Annotated in this window: 23 protein-coding genes; 12 read left to right on the top strand and 11 right to left on the bottom strand. The window is 58.9% G+C overall.

Translation table 11 applies throughout. From position 1 onward, the window contains the following. Positions 1-25: 25 nt before the first annotated feature. The 3 genes from ELE36_RS16555 to ELE36_RS16545 form a co-directional block, all read right to left on the bottom strand. Entirely contained in the window at positions 26-934 is a 909-nt protein-coding gene (locus ELE36_RS16555; protein ID WP_129835233.1) for an ATP-grasp domain-containing protein, read from the bottom strand. A 35-nt stretch (positions 935-969) separates the two neighbouring features. Then, positions 970-1,479 (bottom strand): hypothetical protein, encoded by a 510-nt coding sequence (locus ELE36_RS16550; RefSeq protein WP_129835231.1) that lies wholly within the window; start codon positions 1,477-1,479, stop codon positions 970-972. A gap of 65 nt (positions 1,480-1,544) precedes the next feature. Next, positions 1,545-3,146, bottom strand: a complete 1,602-nt coding sequence (locus ELE36_RS16545) for an electron transfer flavoprotein-ubiquinone oxidoreductase (RefSeq protein ID WP_129835229.1) — start codon at positions 3,144-3,146, stop codon at positions 1,545-1,547. A 93-nt stretch (positions 3,147-3,239) separates the two neighbouring features. Here ELE36_RS16545 and ELE36_RS16540 point away from each other — a divergent pair, with 93 nt between their 5' ends. After that, positions 3,240-3,875, top strand: a complete 636-nt coding sequence (locus tag ELE36_RS16540) for an alpha-ketoglutarate-dependent dioxygenase AlkB family protein (protein ID WP_129835227.1) — start codon at positions 3,240-3,242, stop codon at positions 3,873-3,875. Between the two features lie 93 nt (positions 3,876-3,968). Here the strand turns inward: ELE36_RS16540 and ELE36_RS16535 are convergent, their stop codons facing one another. The 4 genes from ELE36_RS16535 to ELE36_RS16520 all read right to left on the bottom strand — a co-directional run bounded on the left by ELE36_RS16535 (position 3,969) and on the right by ELE36_RS16520 (position 7,541). Continuing rightward, the gene (locus tag ELE36_RS16535) at positions 3,969-4,610 is read right to left on the bottom strand and encodes an ABC-type transport auxiliary lipoprotein family protein (protein WP_129835225.1); all 642 of its coding nucleotides are present in this window, start codon (positions 4,608-4,610) and stop codon (positions 3,969-3,971) included. After that, positions 4,607-5,554, bottom strand: coding sequence for an MlaD family protein (locus tag ELE36_RS16530; protein ID WP_129835223.1), 948 nt, complete (start codon positions 5,552-5,554; stop codon positions 4,607-4,609). The genes ELE36_RS16535 and ELE36_RS16530 overlap by 4 nt, the downstream gene beginning before the upstream one ends. A gap of 2 nt (positions 5,555-5,556) precedes the next feature. After that, positions 5,557-6,336 carry an ABC transporter ATP-binding protein gene (locus ELE36_RS16525; RefSeq protein WP_129836962.1) on the bottom strand — a complete coding sequence of 260 codons (780 nt, stop codon included), beginning with the start codon at positions 6,334-6,336 and terminating at the stop codon, positions 5,557-5,559. Between the two features lie 65 nt (positions 6,337-6,401). Then, on the bottom strand, positions 6,402-7,541 hold the full coding sequence (locus tag ELE36_RS16520; RefSeq protein ID WP_129835221.1) for an MlaE family ABC transporter permease: 1,140 nt from the start codon (positions 7,539-7,541) through the stop codon (positions 6,402-6,404). Between the two features lie 172 nt (positions 7,542-7,713). On the opposite strand from ELE36_RS16520, the gene ELE36_RS16515 reads away from it, so the two are divergent. After that, positions 7,714-8,949 (top strand): threonine/serine exporter family protein, encoded by a 1,236-nt coding sequence (locus tag ELE36_RS16515; RefSeq protein WP_129835219.1) that lies wholly within the window; start codon positions 7,714-7,716, stop codon positions 8,947-8,949. A gap of 192 nt (positions 8,950-9,141) precedes the next feature. Here the strand turns inward: ELE36_RS16515 and ELE36_RS16510 are convergent, their stop codons facing one another. From ELE36_RS16510 to ELE36_RS16500, 3 genes are all read right to left on the bottom strand, one after another. Beyond that, the gene (locus ELE36_RS16510; RefSeq protein ID WP_129835217.1) at positions 9,142-9,465 is read right to left on the bottom strand and encodes an H-NS histone family protein; all 324 of its coding nucleotides are present in this window, start codon (positions 9,463-9,465) and stop codon (positions 9,142-9,144) included. A gap of 376 nt (positions 9,466-9,841) precedes the next feature. After that, positions 9,842-11,539: a proline--tRNA ligase gene (locus ELE36_RS16505; RefSeq protein ID WP_129835215.1), complete on the bottom strand. Its 1,698-nt coding sequence runs from the start codon at positions 11,537-11,539 to the stop codon at positions 9,842-9,844. 136 nt (positions 11,540-11,675) lie between these two features. Then, entirely contained in the window at positions 11,676-12,125 is a 450-nt protein-coding gene (locus tag ELE36_RS16500) for a DUF4124 domain-containing protein (protein WP_129835213.1), read from the bottom strand. A 280-nt stretch (positions 12,126-12,405) separates the two neighbouring features. Here ELE36_RS16500 and pssA point away from each other — a divergent pair, with 280 nt between their 5' ends. From pssA to rimI, 10 genes are read left to right on the top strand one after another with little or no spacing between them, the layout of a single operon-like run. Beyond that, the gene (gene pssA, locus ELE36_RS16495) at positions 12,406-13,200 is read left to right on the top strand and encodes a CDP-diacylglycerol--serine O-phosphatidyltransferase (RefSeq protein WP_129835211.1); all 795 of its coding nucleotides are present in this window, start codon (positions 12,406-12,408) and stop codon (positions 13,198-13,200) included. Then, positions 13,197-14,894, top strand: a complete 1,698-nt coding sequence (locus ELE36_RS16490; protein ID WP_129835209.1) for an ATP-binding SpoIIE family protein phosphatase — start codon at positions 13,197-13,199, stop codon at positions 14,892-14,894. The genes pssA and ELE36_RS16490 overlap by 4 nt, the downstream gene beginning before the upstream one ends. Continuing rightward, positions 14,891-15,223, top strand: a complete 333-nt coding sequence (locus ELE36_RS16485) for an STAS domain-containing protein (RefSeq protein WP_129835208.1) — start codon at positions 14,891-14,893, stop codon at positions 15,221-15,223. Before ELE36_RS16490 ends, ELE36_RS16485 begins: the two co-directional genes overlap by 4 nt. After that, positions 15,216-16,025: an MlaE family ABC transporter permease gene (locus tag ELE36_RS16480; protein ID WP_242512292.1), complete on the top strand. Its 810-nt coding sequence runs from the start codon at positions 15,216-15,218 to the stop codon at positions 16,023-16,025. The genes ELE36_RS16485 and ELE36_RS16480 overlap by 8 nt, the downstream gene beginning before the upstream one ends. Positions 16,026-16,035: 10 nt before the next feature. Next, positions 16,036-16,611 carry a DUF6438 domain-containing protein gene (locus tag ELE36_RS16475; protein WP_129835206.1) on the top strand — a complete coding sequence of 192 codons (576 nt, stop codon included), beginning with the start codon at positions 16,036-16,038 and terminating at the stop codon, positions 16,609-16,611. A 15-nt stretch (positions 16,612-16,626) separates the two neighbouring features. Then, entirely contained in the window at positions 16,627-17,421 is a 795-nt protein-coding gene (locus tag ELE36_RS16470; RefSeq protein WP_129835204.1) for an ABC transporter ATP-binding protein, read from the top strand. Next, a complete protein-coding gene (locus tag ELE36_RS16465) occupies positions 17,418-18,344 on the top strand; it encodes an MlaD family protein (RefSeq protein WP_129835202.1) in 927 nt (308 codons plus the stop codon). Before ELE36_RS16470 ends, ELE36_RS16465 begins: the two co-directional genes overlap by 4 nt. Next, on the top strand, positions 18,341-18,946 hold the full coding sequence (locus ELE36_RS16460) for an ABC-type transport auxiliary lipoprotein family protein (RefSeq protein WP_129835200.1): 606 nt from the start codon (positions 18,341-18,343) through the stop codon (positions 18,944-18,946). Before ELE36_RS16465 ends, ELE36_RS16460 begins: the two co-directional genes overlap by 4 nt. After that, the gene (locus tag ELE36_RS16455) at positions 18,936-19,460 is read left to right on the top strand and encodes a DNA polymerase III subunit psi (RefSeq protein WP_165371662.1); all 525 of its coding nucleotides are present in this window, start codon (positions 18,936-18,938) and stop codon (positions 19,458-19,460) included. Before ELE36_RS16460 ends, ELE36_RS16455 begins: the two co-directional genes overlap by 11 nt. A 52-nt stretch (positions 19,461-19,512) precedes the next feature. Beyond that, on the top strand, positions 19,513-19,959 hold the full coding sequence (gene rimI, locus ELE36_RS16450; RefSeq protein ID WP_425480883.1) for a ribosomal protein S18-alanine N-acetyltransferase: 447 nt from the start codon (positions 19,513-19,515) through the stop codon (positions 19,957-19,959). A 36-nt stretch (positions 19,960-19,995) separates the two neighbouring features. Here rimI and ELE36_RS16445 read toward each other — a convergent pair whose 3' ends face one another. Then, positions 19,996-22,953 carry a valine--tRNA ligase gene (locus tag ELE36_RS16445; RefSeq protein ID WP_129835194.1) on the bottom strand — a complete coding sequence of 986 codons (2,958 nt, stop codon included), beginning with the start codon at positions 22,951-22,953 and terminating at the stop codon, positions 19,996-19,998. Positions 22,954-22,986 lie beyond the last annotated feature (33 nt).

Below are 22,986 nucleotides of genomic sequence, written 5' to 3'. Positions count from 1 at the left end.
TCTCGCGCGTAATTGCGGCTGCCGCTTAGCGCTTTTCTTGCGGAAAAGCTGCACCGTCCAATGTGTTCAATCTGGCGATAATCGCTGCGGCAAATCGTTGCACCGAACCCTCAGCGAACGCAAAGTATAGTGAGGGTTCGGTCAGTTCGAGCTCGAGAATGCACGGACGATTGTTCGCATCGCGGATCATGTCGATACGCGCGTACAACAGCGGTTGCGTGAACGGGATCGCGGCCAAAGTCTGTTCGGCCAGCGCGCGCTCATCCGCGTCGGCGTTGCGTGCACTGATATGTTCCGCTGCAAACAACGCTCGCGTCGCGTCCTCACCGCGTTTGAGCAACGCGCCCTTGCGAATGCTGTGACTATAGCTGCCGTTGAAATACAGCAACGCGGATTCACCCTGCTGATCCACCGCATGCAGATACGGCTGTACCAGCACGCTGCGATGGGCATCGAGCAGACGCTGTGCGTGCGTGATCGCGACCGCACGCTCGCTGCGTACATAGCGCTGCGCATCGCGTGAGCCTGCGCCGACCGCGGGCTTGACCACGAACTCGTCGTGATCGGGCAGGGCATCGGCCGATTGGCCGGGTTCGATGAAAAAACTCGACACCACCGGCACGCCTGCCGCGGCAAGATCGTGCAGATAATGTTTGTCGGTGTTCCAGCGCACGATATCTAGCGGATTCAGCAGGCGCGTGGTTTCGGCGGTTCGCGCGGCCCAGGCCAGGAAATCCGGCAGGCGTTGTGTGTAATCCCATGTCGAGCGCAAAAGTGCGACGGAATAACGCGACCAATTGATCGTTGTATCGTCCCAATCGACCAGCTCTGCAGACATGCCGGCGGTTATCAAAGAGTGCAGCAGCGGCAGCAGATCGTCGTCAAGTGCCCGCGCGCTGCGAGCGCTGACCAGCGCGATCAAGGATTTGCTCATGTCTGTTTCCGTGGAAAGATAATGGCTATTTTATTTCAGGGCGTGACGACGATCTCGCGCTGGAAATTGCAGATTTCGTTGCCCGTGGCCGAGCTGGTCAATGCGAATGCGTGATACGTGCCGGTTGGAATATTCGAAAAATCCACGGCGAAGTTGTAGCCAGAATTAGCCAAGTCCGCGCTGCCCAGTGCTTGCGCCACATCCGGCCGAGGCTCGCCGGTTTTGCCAGCAAAACCGTAGGCTTGTTGTGCCGTCAGGACGATGGTGAATTGTGTCGGCATTTTTTTGCCGCTGGTGGACGCCCAGCCGCGCACCATCGAGATCGCACTTTTTTTCACCGTCCATGACTTGGCGTTTTCAATATCATCGACCGTATCCAGCGCGCACACCCCGTCGGCATTTTTTGCACTGGCGAGTTCGCTGGCGGTAATCGTTTTGCCGACATCGGATTTTGCTGCAGCATTATCGCTCGGCGAGCTGTTGCAGCCGGCCAAGACTGAAAGCGCGAGTAACGCCACGATCGGCGGGAAAAGATGTTTGGACATGGCTGATATTTCCGAGGAGTGAGTAGTTTGAATCGATGTACGAAGCGGTCTTGCGCAGTGTCGAATCACAGGTTCTGATAGTTCGGCCCCGAGCCGCCTTCCGGCGTGACCCAGTTGATGATCTGGTACGGATCCTTGATGTCGCAGGTCTTGCAATGCACGCAGTTCGCCGCGTTGATCTGCAGGCGTTTGCCGTTCACCGCGTCCTGCACGATTTCGTAGACACCAGCCGGACAAAAACGCGTGCACGGATTATCGTATTCCTCGGCGCAACGCGTGATGCAGATATTGGTATCGGACACATGCAGATGAACGGGCTGATCCTCATCGTGCGCGGTCGCAGCGTAATACACCGAGGCCAGGCGATCGCGCGGCGGCAGGTCACGCGCCACATAATCACGTTTCGGCGATTCGTAGCCTTGCAGCTTGTGCAGCGAGCTCCAGTCGGCGTGATTTTTTAGAGTCCACGGTGACAATCCGGCGGTAATCGTTTCCCAACCCGCATTGAGCAATCCTGGCAATAAACCCTTGTTAAATCCGGGGCGAATATTGCGCACTTTCTTCAGTTCGCTCATCACTTTCGAGCCACGCAGTTTTGCATCCCAGCCCGCACTTTGATTGGTCGCGGCGATATGTTCGGCCGCGAGCATGCCGCCGCGCATCGCCTGGTGCGTGCCCTTGATCTTCGGCACGTTCAAGGTGCCGGCGGCATCACCGATCAGCAGTGCACCGGGCATTTCGACTTTCGGCAACGATTGGTATCCGCCTTCGACAATCGCGCGCGCGCCGCCCGACAAGATGCTGCCGCCTTCGAGCAGCGGCTTCACTAGCGGATGATGCTTGAGCTGCTGGAACGCTTCGAACGGCGAGAACATCGGATCGGGATAATCCAGTCCGCAGACAAAACCGATGGCCAGCCGATCCTTATCGAGGTGATAAATAAAACTGCCGCCGTAGGTCATATTGTCGAGCGGCCAGCCGAGTGTATGCACGACCTTGCCCGGTTCGCCTTTGCCCGGCGCGAGCTGCCAGAGTTCCTTGATGCCGATGCCGTAGGTTTGCGGATCGCTGTCCTTGTCGAGTTCGTATTTCGCGATGAGCTGTTTGCTCAGATGACCACGACACCCTTCGGCCAGTACCGTGAGCGGCGCCTTGATGTCGATACCCTGTGTGTATCCGGCGTGGTGCGAGCCATCCTTCGCCACGCCCATGTCGCCGATGCTTACGCCGGCAACGGCGCCGTTGTCGTCGAACAACAATCCGGCGGCAGCGAAACCCGGATAGATTTCCACGCCGAGCGCTTCGGCTTGCGGTGCCAGCCAAGCACACAATGCGCCGAGCGAGACGATGAAATTGCCGTGGTTGTGCATCTGCGGCGGTGCCGGCAATTTGGTCGCCTTTTCCTTGCCGAGCCAATAGAACTCGTCCTTCGCCACCGGCACACAAATCGGCGGCGGGTTCTTGCCCCACTCCGGCAACAATTCGTTGAGCGGTTCGGGTTCGATCACGGCGCCGGAAAGAATCTGCGCGCCGACGACCGAGGCTTTCTCGATCACACAGACGCGGATATCCGGCTTGAGCTGTTTCAGGCGTATCGCGAACGCCAAGCCCGCCGGGCCGGCGCCCACGGTGATGACGTCGTATTCCATGAATTCGCGTTCGCTCATGATCTGGCTCGGTGCTGGAAAGCTCACAGTGTCCTGATTTTTCCGCGTGCGGGCAATCATTGACGTGACGATGCAGTTGCTATGATGTTTGCGATGAACGATGGCGCCGACAACGTGAACGATCCGAACAATTGGCAGATCTTTTCGCTGCCGGATGCCGATGTGCAACTGCTGCCGAATTTTCTCGATGTCGCGACTGCGGCGAAAACTTTCGCAGACCTGCACGCGCAAATCTGCTGGGAGCAACATCGCGTGCGCCTGTTTGGGCGCGAACTCGATTCACCACGACTGTCGTGCTGGATCGGCGATGACGACGCGTATTACACCTATTCGCGCATGCAGTTCGAGCCACGACCGTGGTTGCCCGAGCTTGCGAATCTACGCGATCGGATCGCGTTGGTTTGCGCTTCGAAATTCAATAGCGTGCTGTGCAACCTGTATCGCAATGGCCGCGACAGCATGGGGCTGCACAGCGATGACGAGCCTGAACTCGGGCCAGCGCCGGTCATCGCATCATTGAGCCTGGGCGGCGTAAGGCGATTTCGCTTGCGCCACAAGCACGATAAATCGCTCGGACTCACGCTGGATTTGCCGTTGGGTAGTCTGCTGTTGATGCGCGGTGCAACGCAGAAGAATTATCGCCACGATTTGCCGAAGACGGCGCGTGAAGTTGCGGCACGTATCAATCTGACGTTTCGGCGGATCATTGTTGCCGGCGAAACGCGTTAAAACTGGTAATTTAAAAACGTCGGCGAAAAAATTCGTCATCGTCAGGAGCCGTCATCCCAGCCTGCGCTGGGATGACGAGCAAGAAAAATCTTCTCAGCGCGTCTTGGCGTTGATGCTCTGCCAATCCGCTTCGCCGCTCTTGAGTGTCCACTCCACAACTTGCGGCAATACGTTATTCAAACCCTGCTCGAACGTGGCGACCACCGTGCCGATGGCGATTTCGCCGCTCGGTTGTTCCCAGCTGAAACTGCGCGCCGCAATCACGCGATTGCTGGCGTTTTGCGTGAGTTGCGCATTGAGCCGTATGACGACAGTGGGGTTGGTCGCGCCGCGATATTCGGCTTGGAAATCGCCGAGATCCAGATGCAACGCGTAGTCGCCACGCAGGCCGGTAGACAGGCTGCTCGCACCGAGCAGGCGGCCGGATTCCTGAAATCCCTGCAACAGCATTGATTGCAGCAATACCGGCATGCGCTCACGCCAGCGGACATCCTTGTAGAACTGCACGATGCCCGGTTGCGGCATGACCACGATGCGCGTGCCGTCGAGCGGATCGACCGCGCTCGGCACATCGACCAGCAGTTGCCACGCCAACGGCGCACCGCTCGCCGCCGTGCTGTGCGCAAGCGTCGGCGCGTACACGGTCGACGGTTCGTGTTTTTTGGTGATGCCGAGACAGCCGCACAACATCAATAGCGCGGCAGCACTCGACAGGATTCGCCAGGTCGCTTTCATTTCGGTTCGAACTCCTTGGGCTGGCCGTGGCCGAACAGATAACCGGCCGGATTATCCTGCAACTGATCGGTGATGGATTTCAGCGAGCGCAACAGATCGCGCAACTCGACCACGGTCGGGCCGATTTGCGACAGACCCTGATTGCTGAAATTGTTGATCGCTTCGCGATTCTGGCTGACCAGTTTGTCCGCGCCCTCGGCCGTGCGTTGCAAGGCCGCGAGCGTGGCGCTGGCGGCATCGAGCGTGGCGCGGCCCTGGTGATCGACCAGATCGTTGGTAGTTCGTGCCATCTTGTCGACCTGGGCCAAGGTGCTGCGCAACTGCGTGGTGGCGCCGGCGAGATCGCTGATGACGTGTTTCAGGTCGTCGCGCTGGTCGGCGATCGCACCGGACAATTGATCGACATGCTGCAGCGTGCGCGACACGCGATCGACGTTTTCCTGGCTCAGCAGATTGCCGACACGGAACAAAACATCGTTGACCGTCGTGACGATGTCTTCGCTCGACGCCAGCAGTTTTTGCAGTGCCGATTCATCGGCAATAATGCGCGGCACCGGTTGCTCGGGCGTGTCCAGCAGGGGCGCACTGCCGGGGGCGCCACCGGAAAGCTGGATGAACGCGATGCCGGTCAAGCCGAGCGATGCGAGTTTGGCTTTGGTATCGACCTTGATCGGCGTGCCGCCATCGACACGAATGCGTGCCTCGACGTTGCGCGCGTCCTTCGGCGACAGTCGCAACTGCGTGACTTCGCCCACCTTGATGCCGTTGTATTGCACGAGGCCGCCTTTCGACAAACCCGTTACTGCCTCGGTAAAAACGACGTCGTAATAGGCGAATTCGCGATCCGCGCTGGCCTTCGACAGCCACAATACGAACAGCATCGCGGCGGCGACCACCACGAGGGTGAATACACCGATCAGAACATGGTGCGCACGTGTTTCCATCATTAACTCCTGGGCGCCGATATCGAGGATTGCGGTGGCAGCTGGCGTGCTTGCGCGGCTGCTGCGGCACGTGCGCGCGGGCCGTGAAAATAGGACTGAATCCACTCATCCGGATTGCTCGCCACGGTGGCGAGATCACCGAGCACAAGCACTTTTTTCTGCGAGATCACTGCAACCCGGTCGCAAATGGTGTACAGCGTATCGAGATCGTGGGTGATCATGAAAACCGTGAGGCCGAGACTTTCGCGCAAGGTCAAAATCAGTTGATCGAATGCGGCGGCGCCGATTGGATCGAGGCCCGCGGTCGGCTCATCGAGAAACAGAATGTCCGGATCGAGCGCGAGCGCACGTGCGAGGGCGGCGCGCTTGCGCATGCCGCCGGAAAGTTGATCGGGATATTTTGCGCCGGCATCGGCGGGCAGGCCTGCGAGCGAAATCTTCAGCGCGACGATGCGTTCGACCAGCGTCTTGCTGAGGCGATGATGCTCGATCAGCGGCACCGCGACATTCTCCGCGACGGTCAGCGACGAGAACAATGCGCCGTCCTGAAACAGGACACCGATGCGTTGTTCAAGCGTGGCGCGTCGCGCGGGCGAAAGTTGCTTGATGTTTTCCCCGAGCAAATACACCTCACCCGCATCCGCTGTGCGCAGGCCGATGATCGCGCGCAGCAACACGGATTTGCCTGCGCCGGAGCCACCGACCACAGCGAGGATTTCGCCACGGCGAACTTCGAGATCGAGATTATCGTGCACCACTTGCGTGCCGAATTGGTTGCGCATGCCGCGTACTTCGATCACGTTTTGCGCGGCCTCGGGATCGGGTGCGGCAATTGTCTGCACGGAATTCAAACGTTGATCTCCATGAAAAAGATCGCGGCGATCGCATCGACCAGAATCACCATGAAAATCGATTGCACCACGCTCGCGGTGGTGTGTTCGCCGACCGACTCGGCGCTACCCGACACCTTGAAACCTTCGAGGCAGCCGATGATCGCGATGAGGAACGCGAAGATCGGCGCCTTGCCCATGCCGACCCAGAAATGCCGTGCTTCGGTGCCTTCGAGAAAACGCGAAATGAACATGCCCGGCGAAATATCCAGCGCGAGTGCACAGACCGCGCCGCCGCCGATGATGCCGGCGATCATCGCAATAAAAGTCAGCATCGGCATCGCGATGAGCAATGCGAGCAGGCGCGGCATCACCAGCACTTCCATCGGATCGAGACCGAGCGTGCGCAAGGCGTCGATTTCCTCGCGACTTTTCATCGAGCCGATTTGCGCGGTGAACGCGCTGCCGGATCGACCTGCGACAAGAATCGCGGTGAGCAGCACGCCAAATTCGCGAAGGAACGAATAACCAACCAGTTCGACCGTGAATACCGACGCGCCGAAATCACGCAGCACGGTCGCGCCGAGAAATGCGATTACCGCGCCGACCAGAAAACTCAGCAGCGCGACGATCGGCACCGCGTTCAATCCGGTCTGCTCGATATGGAATACCAGCGAAGTCACACGCCAGCGTCGCGGTTGCGGCAACACGCGCACGAGTGTGCTCAAGCTCAGGCCGATGAAACCGAGCAGGGCGATGAAATTGCCGGTGATGGTTTCGACCGCGGCGCCGATGCGTGCGAGTGCGTCGCTCCAACGCGGTTTTGGTGATGCCGAAATTCGACTTTCGCCCTGTGCGGCGCTGACGGCGATGAGCAAGGCGCGTTGCGGTGCGGTCAGCGCCTGCGGATCTTGCGCGAGTATTTGCAGCGGTTCGCGACCGAGCAGTGCGATCAGCAATTCCGCGCCGATGCTGTCGAGTTTGCCGAGCGCGCTGGCATCGATGTGCGCAGCACGGAGCGATGCATCGCGTTTCAGGCGATTCACCTTGCCATCGAGCGCTGCGGCGTAGGCCAATGTCCAGTCGCCACCGATGCGCAGAGAAGACTCTGCGCCGTGGTGCTGAATTTCGGCGTAACCGGCGGTGGCTGCGGACATGTAGCAAGGCTAGCAGCAATCGCCGAAGCTGCGAACCTGCGCGCGGCAAAGTTCGGCCAACACAGACAGCGCGCGTAAATCGATGCTGCCGCAGAATGCGCAGTTTGCCATCGGCGCAGTATGCTTGGCATTGCACAGCGCGCGGGGTTGAAGCGTGCCACCAGAGGTTGTGATGAATGTCGAATCCGCGCTAACTACCCGCATCGCTTTCGTGATGGAACTCGCGCGCCGCCTGCATCAGTACGGCACCGCGGCGCCACGTCTGGAAGATGCGATCAACCGCGTCAGCCGACGCCTGAATTTGCGCTGCGACATCATGTCCAGCCCGACCTCGATCATCATGTCGTTCGCCGATTGCGCACTCGGCGAAGATGCGCTGTCGCAGCTCACCCAAGTGATTCGTCTGTCGCCGGGCGATATCGACCTGGATTTGTTGTGCCGCGTCGATGAGATCGCCGATCGCGTGATCGATGGCAGTCTGGATATCCAACAGGGACATCAACAGTTGCGCGCGATCCGGCACGGGCAAAGTCGTTTGTCGGATCTGCACACCGTGCTGTGCTACGGCATCGCCTCCGCCGCGGTGGCCGCGATTCTGCACACCAGTGTTGCGGATATTGCGGTATCGGCGGCCACCGGCATGCTGATCGGCGCGCTCGCGCAACTCGCGCAGCGCCGGCCACGGCTGGCCGCGAGTCTCGAAGCCTTGTCGGCGTTGTTAGCGACGCTGATCGCCACGGTCATCAGTTTTTATCTCGTTCCGCTGTCGGTGAAAGCGGTGGTGCTGGCGAGCGTGATCGTACTGCTGCCGGGCCTGACCTTGACCACCGCCGTGCGCGAATTATCGACCCAGCATCTGGTATCGGGCGTGGCGCGTTTGGCCGGCGCGTTGGCGATGTTGCTGAAGTTCGCGTTCGGCACGCTCGCGGCGAACAAATTGTGCTTGCTGCTCGGATTGATTCCGACCGGACAACCGTTGCCGCCGGTATCGAGTCTGGTCGAATGGACCGCGTTGATCGCCGGTTGTTATGCGTTCGCGGTGTTGTTCAAAAGCGCGCGCAGCGATTATCTGTTGGTGATGTTTTCCGCTGCACTGGGCTACGGCATCAGTTATAGCGGCAGCGTTGCGTTCGGCGCCGAGTTCGGCGTGTTCATCGCCGGATTGTCGATGGGCGCATTGAGCAATCTGTATGCGGTGATCGCGCGTCGTCCCGGCGCGCTCGTTCGTGTTCCGGGAATCATCCTGCTGGTGCCGGGTAGTGTCGGATTCCGCAGTCTTTCTTTCATGTTCGAGCGCGACATTTTTCTAGGCATCGACACCGCATTTGCGCTGATGACTCTGCTGGTTTCGCTGGTCGCGGGATTGTTGTTCGGCGACTTGCTGGTAGCGCCGCGCCGCAGTCTGTAATCCGCTGCGTGGCGAACGCTGAAATCATCTGGAAAATACCGCCGCGATAATTATCGCGCGGAATTCGCGCTAATGAGGTTCGTCTGAACGGGCGCGTATGCTATTTGTCGCGGCGCAAATCTGCAGACAAAAATAAAGCGGAGATCAGTTGCGATCTCCGCTTCAGGTAACCACGACTCACTGACTCTGAATTCAGATCAGCAAATCTTTTTCTTTCTTGCCAGCCGTCAACGCAGCATGGAACCAGCGTGGACGTTTGCCACGACCGGACCAGGTCTGGGTGTGATCGGCCGGGTTGCGATATTTCGGTTTTGCCGGTGCGCGCTTGGCGCCGCGCTTGGCACCTTTCAGACTGAACAAGTCTTCGATGGTGAAACCTTCCGCCTTTGCCAGCGCGGTCAGCTTTTCACGCAGCTTGACGGATTTTTCCTTGGCCAATTCGTGCTTGCGCGTTTCGGCTTTCTGGATCAGATCGTCGAGCTGATTGTGATTCAAGGTCTTGATGTCAATTGCCATTGATTTTCCTTTGGGTGGTTTTTCTGCGGCCAATCTAGAGATGCGTGTCATGGGCTCTACCCTTCCATGAAGTCATTGATAGAAAAGATCGGTGCGAACCGTTTGTAAAATACTCAATTACAGAACGTTTTCTTTACATTAAACAATGTGAGAATTCCAAAAACGGTCACATTATTAGTCACGAATTGATTTCGCGCAATAGGAAATTCGTCGTGACTTCAGGCATATATCGCAGAGTAAGCGATGCCTGATACGCGCGCGGCGGTCAAAAAGGTGTGAAATGATCGGGTCCGAACGCACCCGGCGTTCGATAAGCCAATGCCGGCGATGATGAATTCGCCGGCATTGTGCGTAACCGATTAAAACCGCGATGGGTTCAATGCCGCTGCAATAATGCGATGGCTTCCGCGCGTGGTAGAACCTGATTTTCCGTTTCAGCGCGCGCACGATATTCCAGGGTGCCGGCCAAAAGGCCGCGCTCGCTGATTACCAGGCGATGCGGAATTCCGATCAATTCGATATCGGCAAACATCACCCCCGGACGCAGGCCGCGATCATCGATCACCGCATCAATCTGCATTTGCTGCAGTTCCTGCAATAGCGCGGTCGCCGCGTCGTTGACCTCGGCATTGTTTTTCGGATTGATCACACAAATCGCCACTTGCCACGGCGCCATCGCTTCGGGCCAGCGGATTCCAGCGGTGTCGAAATTCTGCTCAATCGCCGCCGCGACGATGCGCGATACGCCGATGCCGTAACAGCCCATGTACATCACGCGCGCCTTGCCAGCTTCGTCGAGCACGGTCGCATTCATTGCTTGCGCGTAGTTCTGGCCGAGCTGAAAGACGTGTCCGACCTCAATGCCGCGCGCGATTTTCAGCGTGCCGTGGCCATCCGGCGAGGCATCGCCTGCGACCACTTTGCGGATATCGGCAACGCGTGTGACCTGTGCGTCACGCTGCCAGTTGGCGCCGGTGTAATGTTGGCCGTCCTTGTTCGCGCCACAGACAAAATCCGCGAGCACGGCTGCGGCGCGATCCACAATCACGGGAATAGTGAGGCCGATCGGGCCGATGAATCCGGGTTTGCAGCCGATAATCTTGACGATTTGCGCTTCTTCGGCGAGCACCGATTCACCCGGCAATTCGGCGAGCTTGGCGGCTTTGACCTCGTTGATTTCGTGATCGCCGCGCAGACACAACGCGACCAGACCATCGCGACCTTGCACGATCAACGTTTTCAGACACTGCGTCGGATCGACCTTGAGGAATCCGGAAATTTCCTCGATGGTTTTTTGCTTCGGGGTATCGACCAGGGTCAGCGCTGCAGTTGCCGCTGGTGCGATTGTGCTCGGCGCGACGGCTTCGGCGAGTTCGATATTCGCGGCAAAATCCGAGGTGTCGGAAAACGCGATTGCATCTTCGCCGGATTCGGCCAGCACCTGGAATTCGTGCGAAGAATTGCCGCCGATAGCGCCCGAATCCGCCTGCACCGCGCGGAATTGCAAACCGAGCCGCGTGAAGATGCGCGTATAGGCGTCAAACATCACCTGATAGGTTTGCGCCATGCATTCCGGTGTCAGGTGAAACGAGTACGCATCTTTCATGAGGAATTCGCGTGCACGCATCACGCCGAAACGCGGACGAATTTCATCGCGGAACTTGGTCTGGATCTGATAAAAATTCAGCGGCAATTGTTTGTACGAACGCAGTTCCGCGCGTGCAAAATCGGTAATGACTTCTTCATGCGTCGGGCCGTAGCAGAATTCGCGCTCGGCGCGGTCCTTGATCTTCAGCAACTGGCCGCCAAATTTTTCCCAGCGCCCGGTTTCGTCCCACAGCTCTTTCGGCTGAATTGACGGCATCAGCATTTCCAGCGCGCCGGCGCGATTCATTTCCTCGCGCACCACGGTTTCGACCTTGCGCAGAACACGCAGCCCCAGCGGCGTCCAGGTGTAGATGCCGGCGGCGAGTTTGCGCAGCATGCCCGAGCGCAACATCAGCCGTTGGCTTTCGATGTCGGCGTCGGCGGGGATTTCCTTGACGGTGGAGAGATGAAATTGAGACAGGCGCATGATTCGGACAATTCAATGGAAAGAACGCCATTGTAGCCGTTGCGCCGCAAACGCATCAAAACCGCGATGGATTTTCCATCATCGAAGCAAGCGAGGGATCGATTGAAATCGATCCGTTTCAATTCCGCGCAGGATTTTAGCCACAATAAAGTGTGGCAGCGGCCTGCGCGCGCTTCAGTTCGCCAGCGCGATTTGCATCGGGTAGCGGCTCTACTTTGCCATCGCGCGAAATGTTCAATGTGCCCGCGCCCTGCAGCAGTTTTACGTTGGCGCGTGCCTGTTCGCAGAGCTTGACGTTGGCCTGCGCCTGCGTCTGTTTCAGTGTGGCTGCGGTATCGGCGCTGGCGGATTTATCGCTATCTGCCGGATTGGCAGCCGGTGGCGGTGCGGCAGCATCGGTGGGCGCCGCGCCCGCGCTGGTAATGCCAGCCTTGACCTTGGTAAAGCTGATTCCCTGCGGCGGTGGCGCGTCGGAATAATGCACGGCGCCGCCGGCATCTTTCCACTTGTATACCGAGTTTTGCGCCGCGGCCAATGCCAGCGTCGAGCTTGCCAGTAATGTCACGAGTGCGAGTGTGCGAATCATTATGCTGCTCCTGATTTTGCACGGGGGTTTCCCGTGACCGTTCAACAATCAAGCTCGCTGCGCCCCTGTTCGCAGCACCCGTCGCTAGCGGCATTCTGCGTGCCGTGGCGCCGATGCCATGGCGCGCAGTCTATACCGAGCGCAGCAAGAATGGCGAGGGCAGGCCTGCGCCACACGTGCACCGCCGCAGTCTGCAGTGATGCGCAGGCACCGACTACGCCATTCTCGCAACGGCGGCTTGCGGTACACTCGGCACGGGAATTCAAGCACGATACACACCATGAGCACTCCGCCGGTACCCGCCAACAAGCCTCACCGTGGCATTTATCTGCTGCCCAATCTGTTTACCACCGGCGCCATGTTTGCGGGTTTTTACGCGATCATCGCCGCGATCGGCGGTCATTTTTCGGATGCCGCGATTGCGGTTTTCGTCGCCGGAATCCTGGACGGTCTGGACGGCCGCATCGCGCGCCTGACCAATACCCAGAGCGAATTCGGCGTGCAATACGATTCGTTGTCCGACATGGTCAGTTTTGGCGTTGCGCCAGCTTTGGTGATGTATACGTGGACGCTGAAAAGCCTGCAGGATTTCGGTCCGTTCTGGGGCAAGTTCGGCTGGTGCGCGGCGTTTTTGTATACCGCATGCGCGGCGTTGCGGCTGGCGCGTTTTAATACCCAGGTCGGCATGGCCGACAAACGTTATTTTCAGGGTCTGGCGAGTCCCGCCGCCGCCGGGTTGGCGATGTCATTTGTCTGGGCTGCGACCGAGCATGCCTTCGACCAGCGCCTGATCCAGATCCTTGCACCGGTGATTTCCATTGTTGCCGGATTGCTCATGGTCAGCCGCGTGCGTTATTACAGTTTCAAGGCGTGGCCGTTGTCCGATCGCGTGCCGTTTTTCTGGATTCCGCTGGTCGTTTTGATCCTGATCGCGCTGGCGATGGAGCCTTCCGGCGTACTGCTCGCGATTGCCGCGTCGTATGTGTTGTCCGGCCCCGCGCTGACCTTGTGGGGTTTGCGCTTGCGGCGCGAAAAGCGCGATAGCACACGCGCCGAAGAGCGTGTCGAAAAATGAGCGTCGCGCCCGCCGCGATCATTCCGGCGCCGGGCGGCGACAACGATAGCCGCACGCTCGCCTTGCTCGCCGATTTGAGTCAGGCACTGGCCGAATCTATCGATCTCGAACAAACCCTAGCCGAGTCGGCGCGACGTATCGCCTTGCACATGCATGCCGAAGCGGCGGCGGTGTTTCTGCTCGACAAGGACAAGTTGCATCTCGAATGTCGCGCCTGTGCCGGCCCGGTCGATGTGCTTGGTCTGCGCTTGGCTGTTGGCAGCGGCGTGGTGGGGCGCACGCTCACTGAAAACACCGGGCAAATCGTCAACGACACCCAACACGATCCTGATGTGCTGCACAGCATCGACAAAAAAACTGGGTTCCGCACGCGTTCGATTCTCAGTGCGCCGCTGGCCACCGCGCGCGGCCCGATCGGTGTGGTCGAAGTCATCAACAAACGCGATGGCGGCGAGTTTGATACGCACGATCTGGATATTCTGCGACTGCTCGCTGCGCCGACTGCGCTGGCCGTGCGCAACGCGCATATGGCGCTTGCGCTGGTTGAGCAACAGCGCATCAAGCGCGAGCTCGAAATGGCGCGTCGCTTGCAAAAATCGCTGTTGCCCAAACGTCGCCGTGGAAAATTTCCATTGCTCGGCATCAATCTGCCGGCGAACGAAATCTCCGGCGATTTCTACGATTATTTCGATCTGCCGGATGGCCGTATCGCGTTTGTCATCGGCGATGTTTCCGGCAAGGGTTTGAACGCCGCGTTTTTGATGGTGCGCACCGCCAGCCTGCTGCGCTGGGCTGGCAAGGATGGGCTCGCGCCGGCGGAGTGGCTCGCGCGCGTGAATGTCGAGGTGTGCAGCGCCGTCAATGAAGGCATGTTCGTCTGCGCGCTGGTCGGGCAATACGATCCGGTCACGCGCCACGCGGTTTTTGCGAGCGCCGGATTTCCGCCCGCCTTGCTGTATCGCAATGGTGTTTTCGAGGAGTTCGGTGCCGATGGGCCGCCGCTCGGCATCCTCGATGACTCTTCTTACGAACAACGCGAAGTCGCGCTCGGTCAAGACAGCCTGTACTTTTTTTCCGACGGTGCCACCGACGTGCGTGACGCGGATCGCAACACGATCGGCGAAGCTGGCCTGCGCACCTTGATCAAGCGTTATACGAGCTTGCCGCCTGCCGCACGATTGCGCGCCGTCGTCGCGGAGCTGCAGCAACTGCGCCTGGTCGACGACACGACGGTATTGCTGCTCGAAGAGCCCGCACCTGAACAGCGTTCGCTGTTATCTTTCTCGCTGCCAGCGCGCGCAGAAAACCTTTATCAATTGCGCGTGGCATTGCGCGCCGCGCTCGATGAAAATGGCATCGAACGCAACCTGCGCGACAAGCTTGTGCTCGCGGTGGACGAAGCCGCGGCCAATATTCTGCGGCATGCCTATCGCGGCACGGGGCAGGGCGAGATCATTTTCAAGCTGACGCGTGAAGCCGACGGTTTGCGTTTTGAACTCAGCGATCAGGCACCGCCGGTCGACGTGGCCTGCATCAAGCCGCGCGATCTCGGTGAGTGCCGACCCGGTGGGCTCGGTGTGAATTTCATCGACGCATTGATGGACGAATGGTTCATCGAAACCCTGCCGCGGCGCTGCGGCAATCGCCTGACCATGCGCAAGAAACTGACGCTTAATCCCGGAGACAAAGAATGAATAATGCAGTCAGTCGCGAAACCCACGACGAATATGTGCTGGTGCGTTTGAGCGGCGAAGTTGACCTGTCGTGGTCGCAGCAAGTGCGCCAGGAAGTGCTCGCCGCACTCGAACAAAGCAATGCCGTTGCGGTGGAATTATCGGAGGTGAGTTATATCGATTCATCCGGTATTGCCGCGTTGGTCGAAGGTTTCCAGAACGCGCGCGGCAAGAGCCAGCAATTTGTCTTGATAGCAGTCAGCACTGCGGTACGCGCCGTGCTCGAACTGGCGCGGCTCGATCGTGTATTTTTGCTGTTCCCCGATTTGGAAACCGCACGCCGTGGCTGAACCCGCTGAAACCATCGCCGGCCCGCTGGAGCGTCTAGGACGCAGCACGGTTGGTGCGCTTGCGGGCATCGGTTACGCCGGCATGTTGTTGCTCGAAAGTATTTATTTCACCGCGGTCGGCTGGCGCCAGGGCCAGCCCGTACGCTGGCGCGCGATCGCCGAACAGATGCGCCAAGTCGGCGTCGATGCACTGCCGATCGTGACCCTGCTCGCACTCGTGATCGGCATCATGCTCGGCATCCAGTTCATCGCCGCGCTGTCGGCATTCGGCGCGCAATCGCAGGTGGTCGTGGCCGTGGCGAAATCGGTCACGCGCGAATTCGGTGCGCTGATCACGAGCATTCTTGTGGCCGGACGTTCGGGCTCGTCGCTCGCCGCGCGCATCGGCTCGATGATGGTGTCGCAGGAAGTCGACGCGCTCGCCGTGATCGGCATCGAGCCGGTGCGTTATCTGGTCGCGCCCGCATTGATCGCATTGTTGATCATGCTGCCGGCGCTGACCTTGTTCGCCGATGTCGTCGCGATCTGCGGCGCGGCCATGTACAGCTCGCCCGCGCTGAACATCACACCGACCGCGTATCTATTGCAGACCGTCGCGCTGACCGATCCCGGCGATCTGTGGCAAGGCCTGGCCAAGAGCGCGGTGTTCGCCATACTCATCACCTTGATCGGTGTCAGCACCGGATTTTCCGTCAGCGGCGGCGCCGAAGGCGTGGGCCGCGCCACCACGCGCGCGGTGGTGTTGTCGATCAGCTATATCATTGTCGCCGACATGATTTTTTCGTTTTTCTTGAATCGATAATGGAGGCGACGTGAAAATACCTCTCTTCGACTTCGCCAAGGTGCTTGCCATCCTCATGTTAGTGGGCGTTTCGCAAACATCGGCTGCGACCGATGCACAGATTACTTCGCGATTGCAGAAAGTACTGGAAGAAGGCCCGGTTCCCACAGACGAGTCTGTTGCGCGCACTGCCATACCTATAGACAGTATTTCGCTGGAGCGAACCCCATGCTATGGCCTGTGCCCAGATTATTCGATCACGTTCAACAAGGACGGTTATGCGTTTATGGAAGGACGCGGAAATACAGCACATAACGGAAAATTCCATGCTGAGATTAATCTGCATGATTTCATCCGGCTATGCCAGCTCGTCTACGTGGCAAATTTTTTCAATCTGAGGGATAGCTACAGCGCGGGGTGGACTGACGATACCACCATGATCTTGATCGTCGTAGCAGGAAAAACTAAAAAACGCGTCTCGGATTATGGTGATGTGGGGCCAGCTCAAGTGTGGGCAATGGGGCGAGCTATCGATGCAATTTCTACGACCCTAGAATGGAAACCCGCCGAGAACCCTTCGATACAACAGCCGAAAGTATCGCACTGACCGGCCGCCTATCAGATGTCGCCACCACTCATCGAAGTAGAAAACCTCGAAGCCTGGTACGGCCGTCGACGCATTCTGCACGACGTCGATTTCAGCGTTAACGCGGGCGAGATTCGCGTCATCATGGGCGGTTCGGGCTCGGGTAAAAGTACCTTGTTGCGGCATCTGCTCGGGCTGCACAAACCACGCGGCGGCAATATCCGTTTGCTTGGCGTGGATATCGCCAAAGCGTCGCCGCGCGAGTTGCTCGACGTGCGGCGCAAGATCGGCGTGTCGTTCCAGGGCGGCGCGTTGCTCACTTCGATGACGGTTGGCGAAAACGTCGCGCTGCCGTTACGCGAGCACACCACGCTCGACGAACACACCATACGCATCATGTCGCGCCTCAAACTCGAAGTGGTCAACCTCGGCGGATTTCAGGAACTCATGCCGAGCCAGCTTTCCGGCGGCATGATCAAACGCGCGGCACTCGCTCGCGCGATTGTGATGGATCCGAAGCTGCTGTTTTTCGATGAGCCGTCGGCCGGGCTCGATCCGGTGGTATCGGCTGAACTCGACGAATTGATTTTGCGATTGCGCGATGCGCTGCGCATGACTATCGTGGTGGTGACGCACGAACTCGACAGCGCGTTCAAGATTGCGGATACGATAACGGTGCTCGATGAGGGATCGATCCTCATGACCGGCACGGTGGCCGAAGTGCGCGCCGCGCCGAACGAGCGGATTCAAGACTTGCTGAATCGGCGCCCGCGCGAAATCGTGGTGGATGCCGATGCCTACCTGCGACGCCTGACCGAGGAAAGAGCGTGAAGCGCGATAACGTCAATTACATCCTCGTCGGCGCGTTTGTCGTGCTCGCGTTTGTCGTGCTGCTGACCGCGCTGACGATGATCACCGGCCGCGGCGGTGCGAGCGCGGATTACCACACCTATTACCGCAACGTCACCGGCTTGCATTACGGCGCGCCGGTGTTCTATCAGGGTTATCGCATCGGCCAGGTCAGCGATCTCACGCCCGAACGCACGGCCAAAGGCACGCGTTACAAAGTCACGCTCGCGGTGCAGCGCGACTGGGCGATTCCGAAAGACAGCGTGGCGCGACTTGCCGCGACCGGTTTGCTTTCGGATGTCGCCGTTGCGATCGACGAAGGCCCGAGTGCGGAAAAAGCGCCGGTGGGTGGTGAACTGCTCGGCGCGGAAAGCGCGGACATTTTCACCGCGATGAATGCGCTCGCCGCGCAGCTCAGCGATCTCACGCGCAGCCAGATCACGCCACTGATCCAGACCTTGTCGCAACGCGTCGATTCGATCACGGGCAGCATCGATAAAAAGACGCCGGAAATTCTCGACCAAACCCAAGCGCTATTAACCCGACTCAACACGGCATCGGATTCGGTCAACGATCTACTCAAGCCGCAGAATCGCGCCGCGGTTGCCGGCATTCTCGGCGACATTCGTGGCGTCAGCAAAGAGCTACACACGACCCAGGATTTGCTGAATCAGGCGCTGCTGCAGATCGGCGCGATCGCGCAGGAAAATCGTCCGGGCGTGAAACAATCCGTTGATGACTTGCAGACGATTTTGTCGACCTTGTCCAGCCGCATCGGCAGCATGACCCAGCATCTGGATGCGGCGAGCCGCAACTTCGACGAATTCAGTCACGAAATCCGCAAGAGTCCGAATCGCCTGTTGCTGGCGCCAAAAGCGGACAAGGTCGAGGAAGACAAACAATGAAAATTTTGATCGTCGCGCTGCTGTTATTGCTCGGCGCGTGCTCGGCGCCGAGCGTGCCGGACGAAACCTATTTTCGCCTGCCGGCATCGACCAATAACGCTGCGCCGAATGCGCGACCGCTGTTCGCGCAACCGTTGGTGGTGGACGTCTTCAGCGCCGACGGTTTGTATGCGGAACAGGCGCTGATCTACACCACCGATGCCGAGGCCGGCACCTTGCGCGCTTATCATTATCAGCTCTGGGCCGATCCGCCATCGCGCATGTTGCAGCGTCGGTTGGTCGATCAATTGCGTGATGCGAAAGTGGCGCCGCTGGTTACCGATCGCCTGCCTTCGGGCGCCAAGGCGTTGCGTGTCAGCGGCTTGATCCGGCGCTTTGAAAGAGTCAAACAAGCCCAGGGTTTTCGCGTCGTGGTGAATCTGCAGATGCGTCTTGATGCGGCCGGTCAACCATTGCTCGAACAGAATTATGTCGAGGAAATTGCCGTGCCGTTGACCACGCTCGATGCCAGTGTGCAGGCGTTCGGTGCGGCAGTCGATGCGATCTTCAAACGTTTCCAGGCCGACCTCGCCGCGATCAAGGTCGATAGCCATGCTGGTTGAAACGCAACGCCAGCAATTCCTGGAAGCAATGGGCGTTGATGTCTATGTGTTGCGCTCGCGTATCGAGTCGCCGATCACGTCTATCGATGCCATTATCGACGCGGAAAAAACGCCGGCATCGGTCGCGATGCAGCAGCCCCGTCTCGCGATTGTGTGCGAACGTGCCGATGGAAATTCGCACGAAGTATTCGAGCGTCAGGCTGCGCTGATTTTGCGCGCGCTCGGTGTGGATGCAACGCAGATCGAATGGCTGTTTGCGGATGCGAAGCAGCTTGAACAAACGCCGCCCGCGCTCAATATCTGGCTCGTGCTTGGCGAGCATCTCGCGCGTGTGCTTGGTCAACAATTATCGACGCAGCAGCAAAATGCTTCGGTGATTGCAGTCGCATTGTCGTTGCCGAATGCGTTGCGTGGCGCTGCTAACAAAAGCGCTTTCTGGCAGGCCTTGAAACCGATCGCGCGGGCGCTGCGCAAGCTTGCCGCGAGCGCCCCGGCATCGCCCGCACAACACTGAGTTCGGAACGACGATGGTTGCCCAACTCACATCCACTCACGCTGCCGCGAACATGCGTCCCATGCGCGCGGAAGACGTAGATGCCGTCAGCGCGATCGAGCAGAAATCCTACGATTACCCGTGGACCAGTGCGATTTTTCGGGACTGCCTGCGCGCCGCTTACGACTGCTGGGTGCTGGTGCAATCCGGCGAAATCGTCGGCTACGGCATCCTTGCCGCGGCGGCGGGCGAAGCGCATGTGCTGAACGTTTGTGTGGCGCGCGATGCGCAGGGCGAAGGCCACGGCAAACATCTGATGCGACGCCTGATCGACCTCGCGCGCTGGCATCATGCCTCGCGGATTTTTCTCGAAGTGCGACCGTCGAATACGCGTGCGATCGCGCTGTATTTCAACCTCGGTTTCAACGAGATCGGCAACCGTCCGAATTATTATCCGGCCAAGCAAGGCCGCGAAGACGCGATCGTCATGGCGCTGGAATTATTCCACGACGCCGAGTAAGCGCCGCTGTTTTTACAGCGGCGCTGATACCAGCGATTACAACTCGCCGAGCCGTCGTAGTTGCTCTTTCAGATTGGCGAGCAATGCACTGAAGTCGGCGAGCCGCTGTTTTTCCTGCTCGACCACCGCGGCTGGTGCGTTGTCGACGAAACTCGGTTTGCCGAGCTTCGCCTCGCACTTTCCAATCTCGCTTTCGACACGCGCGATCTCGCGCAGGATGCGAATTTTTTCCGCTTCCTTGTCGATCAGCCCGGCCAACGGAATCAGCACGCGCAACTCGCCAACCAGCGCTGCTGCCGCGGCAGGTTCCGCTTCGTCGGCACTGAGCCAGCGCGGCGTTTCGGCGCGTGCGAGGAATGCAATCTGCGCAGCGAATTTTTCGCAGCGAACACGATCCGAGGCATCACCATTGGCCAGCAGCAGCGTGATTTTTTTCGCTGGAGAAATATTCATCTCGCCGCGAATGCTGCGGATGCCAAGCAGCACACTCTTGAGCCACTGAATATCGTTTTCCGCATCGATATCGACGGCAAATTCTTCAGCGCGCGGATACGGTTGCAACGAGATCGTGTCGCCCTTGATGCCTAGCCGCGGTGCGATCTCGTGCCAGATTTCCTCGGTGACGAACGGGATCAACGGATGCAGGGTGCGCAACACGGTTTCGAGCACGTACAACAGCGTGTGCCGCGTCGAATCGGCGGCGCGCTGCTGGCTCGCATTGATCGTTGCATCGCCGGTTTCGGCAGTGCCTTGCAGCGCCGGTTTGGCGAATTCCAGAAACCAGTCGCAGAACTCGTTCCACGTAAATTCGTATACAGCTTGCGCGAGCAGGTCGAATCGATACGCGGCGAATTGCTTGTGCACTTCGACGAGGGTGTGATGCAGGCGCGCGATGATCCAGCGCTCCGCTTCGGTCACCGCGGCCGGCGTGATTTGCGGCGTGCCGACCAGTGCAATCATCGGAATGCCCGATGGCGAAACTTCCGCGGCGACCACCGCGTTTGTGGCTGCGGGCGGGACATAATTCTCGCAATTCATCAGCACAAAACGCGCCGCATTCCACAGCTTGTTGCAGAAATTCTTGTAGCCTTCAGCGCGGCTCAGGTCGAAATTGATCGTGCGCCCGTAGGTGCCGAGCGCAGCGAAAGTAAAACGCAGCGCGTCGGCGCCGACTGCGGTAATGCCGTCCGGGTATTCCTTGCGGATGCGTTTTTCAACTTTCTCACGCACCTGCGGAATCAGCAGTGATGCGGTGGATTTTTTCACGAGCGATTCGAGATCGATGCCATCGATCAGGTCGAGCGGATCGAGCGTATTGCCCTTCGACTTCGACATCTTCTGGCCTTCCGCATCACGCACGATGGCGTTGATGTAGACCTCGCGAAACGGCACCTTGCTGGTGAAATACTGCGTCGCCATGACCATGCGCGCGACCCAGAAAAAGATGATGTCGAAACCCGTGACAAGTACCGCGCTCGGCAGAAAAGCCTGATCCTGCGCCCAGTTCGCAACCGGCTTGCCGGCCTCGTTGACCGCCTGCTCGGATGGCCAGCCCATGGTCGAGAACGGCCACAACGCCGAGCTGAACCAAGTGTCCAGCACATCGTCGTCCTGACGCATCACACCGACCGGCGGTGTGCTTGCATGCGCGCGCGCATCGGCTTCGTTTTCGCCGACAAAAATATTGCCGGCTTCATCGAACCACGCCGGAATGCGATGGCCCCACCAGAGCTGGCGGCTCACGCACCAGTCTTGAATATTTTCGAGCCACTGGTTGTAGGTCGTACTCCAGTTTTCCGGCACGAACTTGATATCGCCATTCTTGACCGCGTTGAGTGCCGGTTCGGTAATGAGCTTGCGACCGCCGGGACTTCCCGCAGGTTTGGCACGACCTTCCGGCAGCGTCTCGGTGGTGAGATCGAGGAACCATTGATCGGTCAGCATCGGTTCGATCACAGCGTCGCTGCGCTGGCTGATCGGAACCTGCAGCTTGTGTTTTTTGGTTTCGACCAGCAGGCCGAGTGCGTCGAGATCGGCGAGGATGGCTTTGCGTGCGACAAAGCGATCCATGCCGCGATATTTCTCCGGCGCTTCATCGCTGATCTTTGCGTCGAGCGTCAGGATCACGCGCGGTTCGAGATGGTGGCGTACGCCCATCTGCCAGTCATTAAAATCGTGCGCCGGCGTAATCTTGACCGCGCCGGTGCCGAAATCTTTGTCGACATAATCGTCCGCGATCACCGGAATTTCGCGATCGCACAACGGCAGTTTTAGCGTCTTTCCGACCAGATGCGCATAGCGGTCATCTTCAGGATGCACCGCCACGGCGACGTCGCCAAGCATCGTTTCCGGACGCGTGGTGGCGACCACCAGACCTTCACCGCCGTCGCTGGCCGGATAACGAATCGACCACATCGAGCCATCTTTTTCCTCGTTGTTCACTTCGAGGTCGGACACCGCCGTCATCAGCACCGGATCCCAGTGCACGAGACGTTTGCCGCGATACAAAAGACCATCGCGATACCACTGCACAAACACACGGCGCACGGCGGTGGACAAACCTTCGTCCATCGTGAAACGTTCGCGCGACCAATCCACCGACGCGCCGATACGGCGCATCTGATTGGTTATGGTCGAGCCGGATTCTTCCTTCCATTCCCACACGCGTTCGATGAACTCAGCGCGCGAGAAATCGTGACGCGTTTTCCCCTGAGCAGCGAGCTGGTTTTCGACGATTTTCTGCGTCGCGATACCGGCGTGATCGGTGCCACCCTGCCACAACGTATTGAAGCCGCGCATGCGGTGATAACGGATCAGCGCATCCATGATGGTCTGCTGAAACGCGTGACCCATGTGCAACGTGCCGGTGACGTTCGGTGGCGGCAGCAGTATGCAATACGGATCGCCGTGACCGGAGGCGTGAAACGCACCGCTGGCTTCCCACGCGGCGTACCACTTGGATTCGATATCTTTGGGCTCGAAGGTCTTTTCCATTTATATACTTTTCTCAATATGGAGATTTTGTTT

This window comes from Pseudolysobacter antarcticus (assembly GCF_004168365.1).
Lineage (GTDB): Bacteria > Pseudomonadota > Gammaproteobacteria > Xanthomonadales > Rhodanobacteraceae > Pseudolysobacter > Pseudolysobacter antarcticus.
This window is presented reverse-complemented; position numbering and strand designations above follow the sequence as displayed.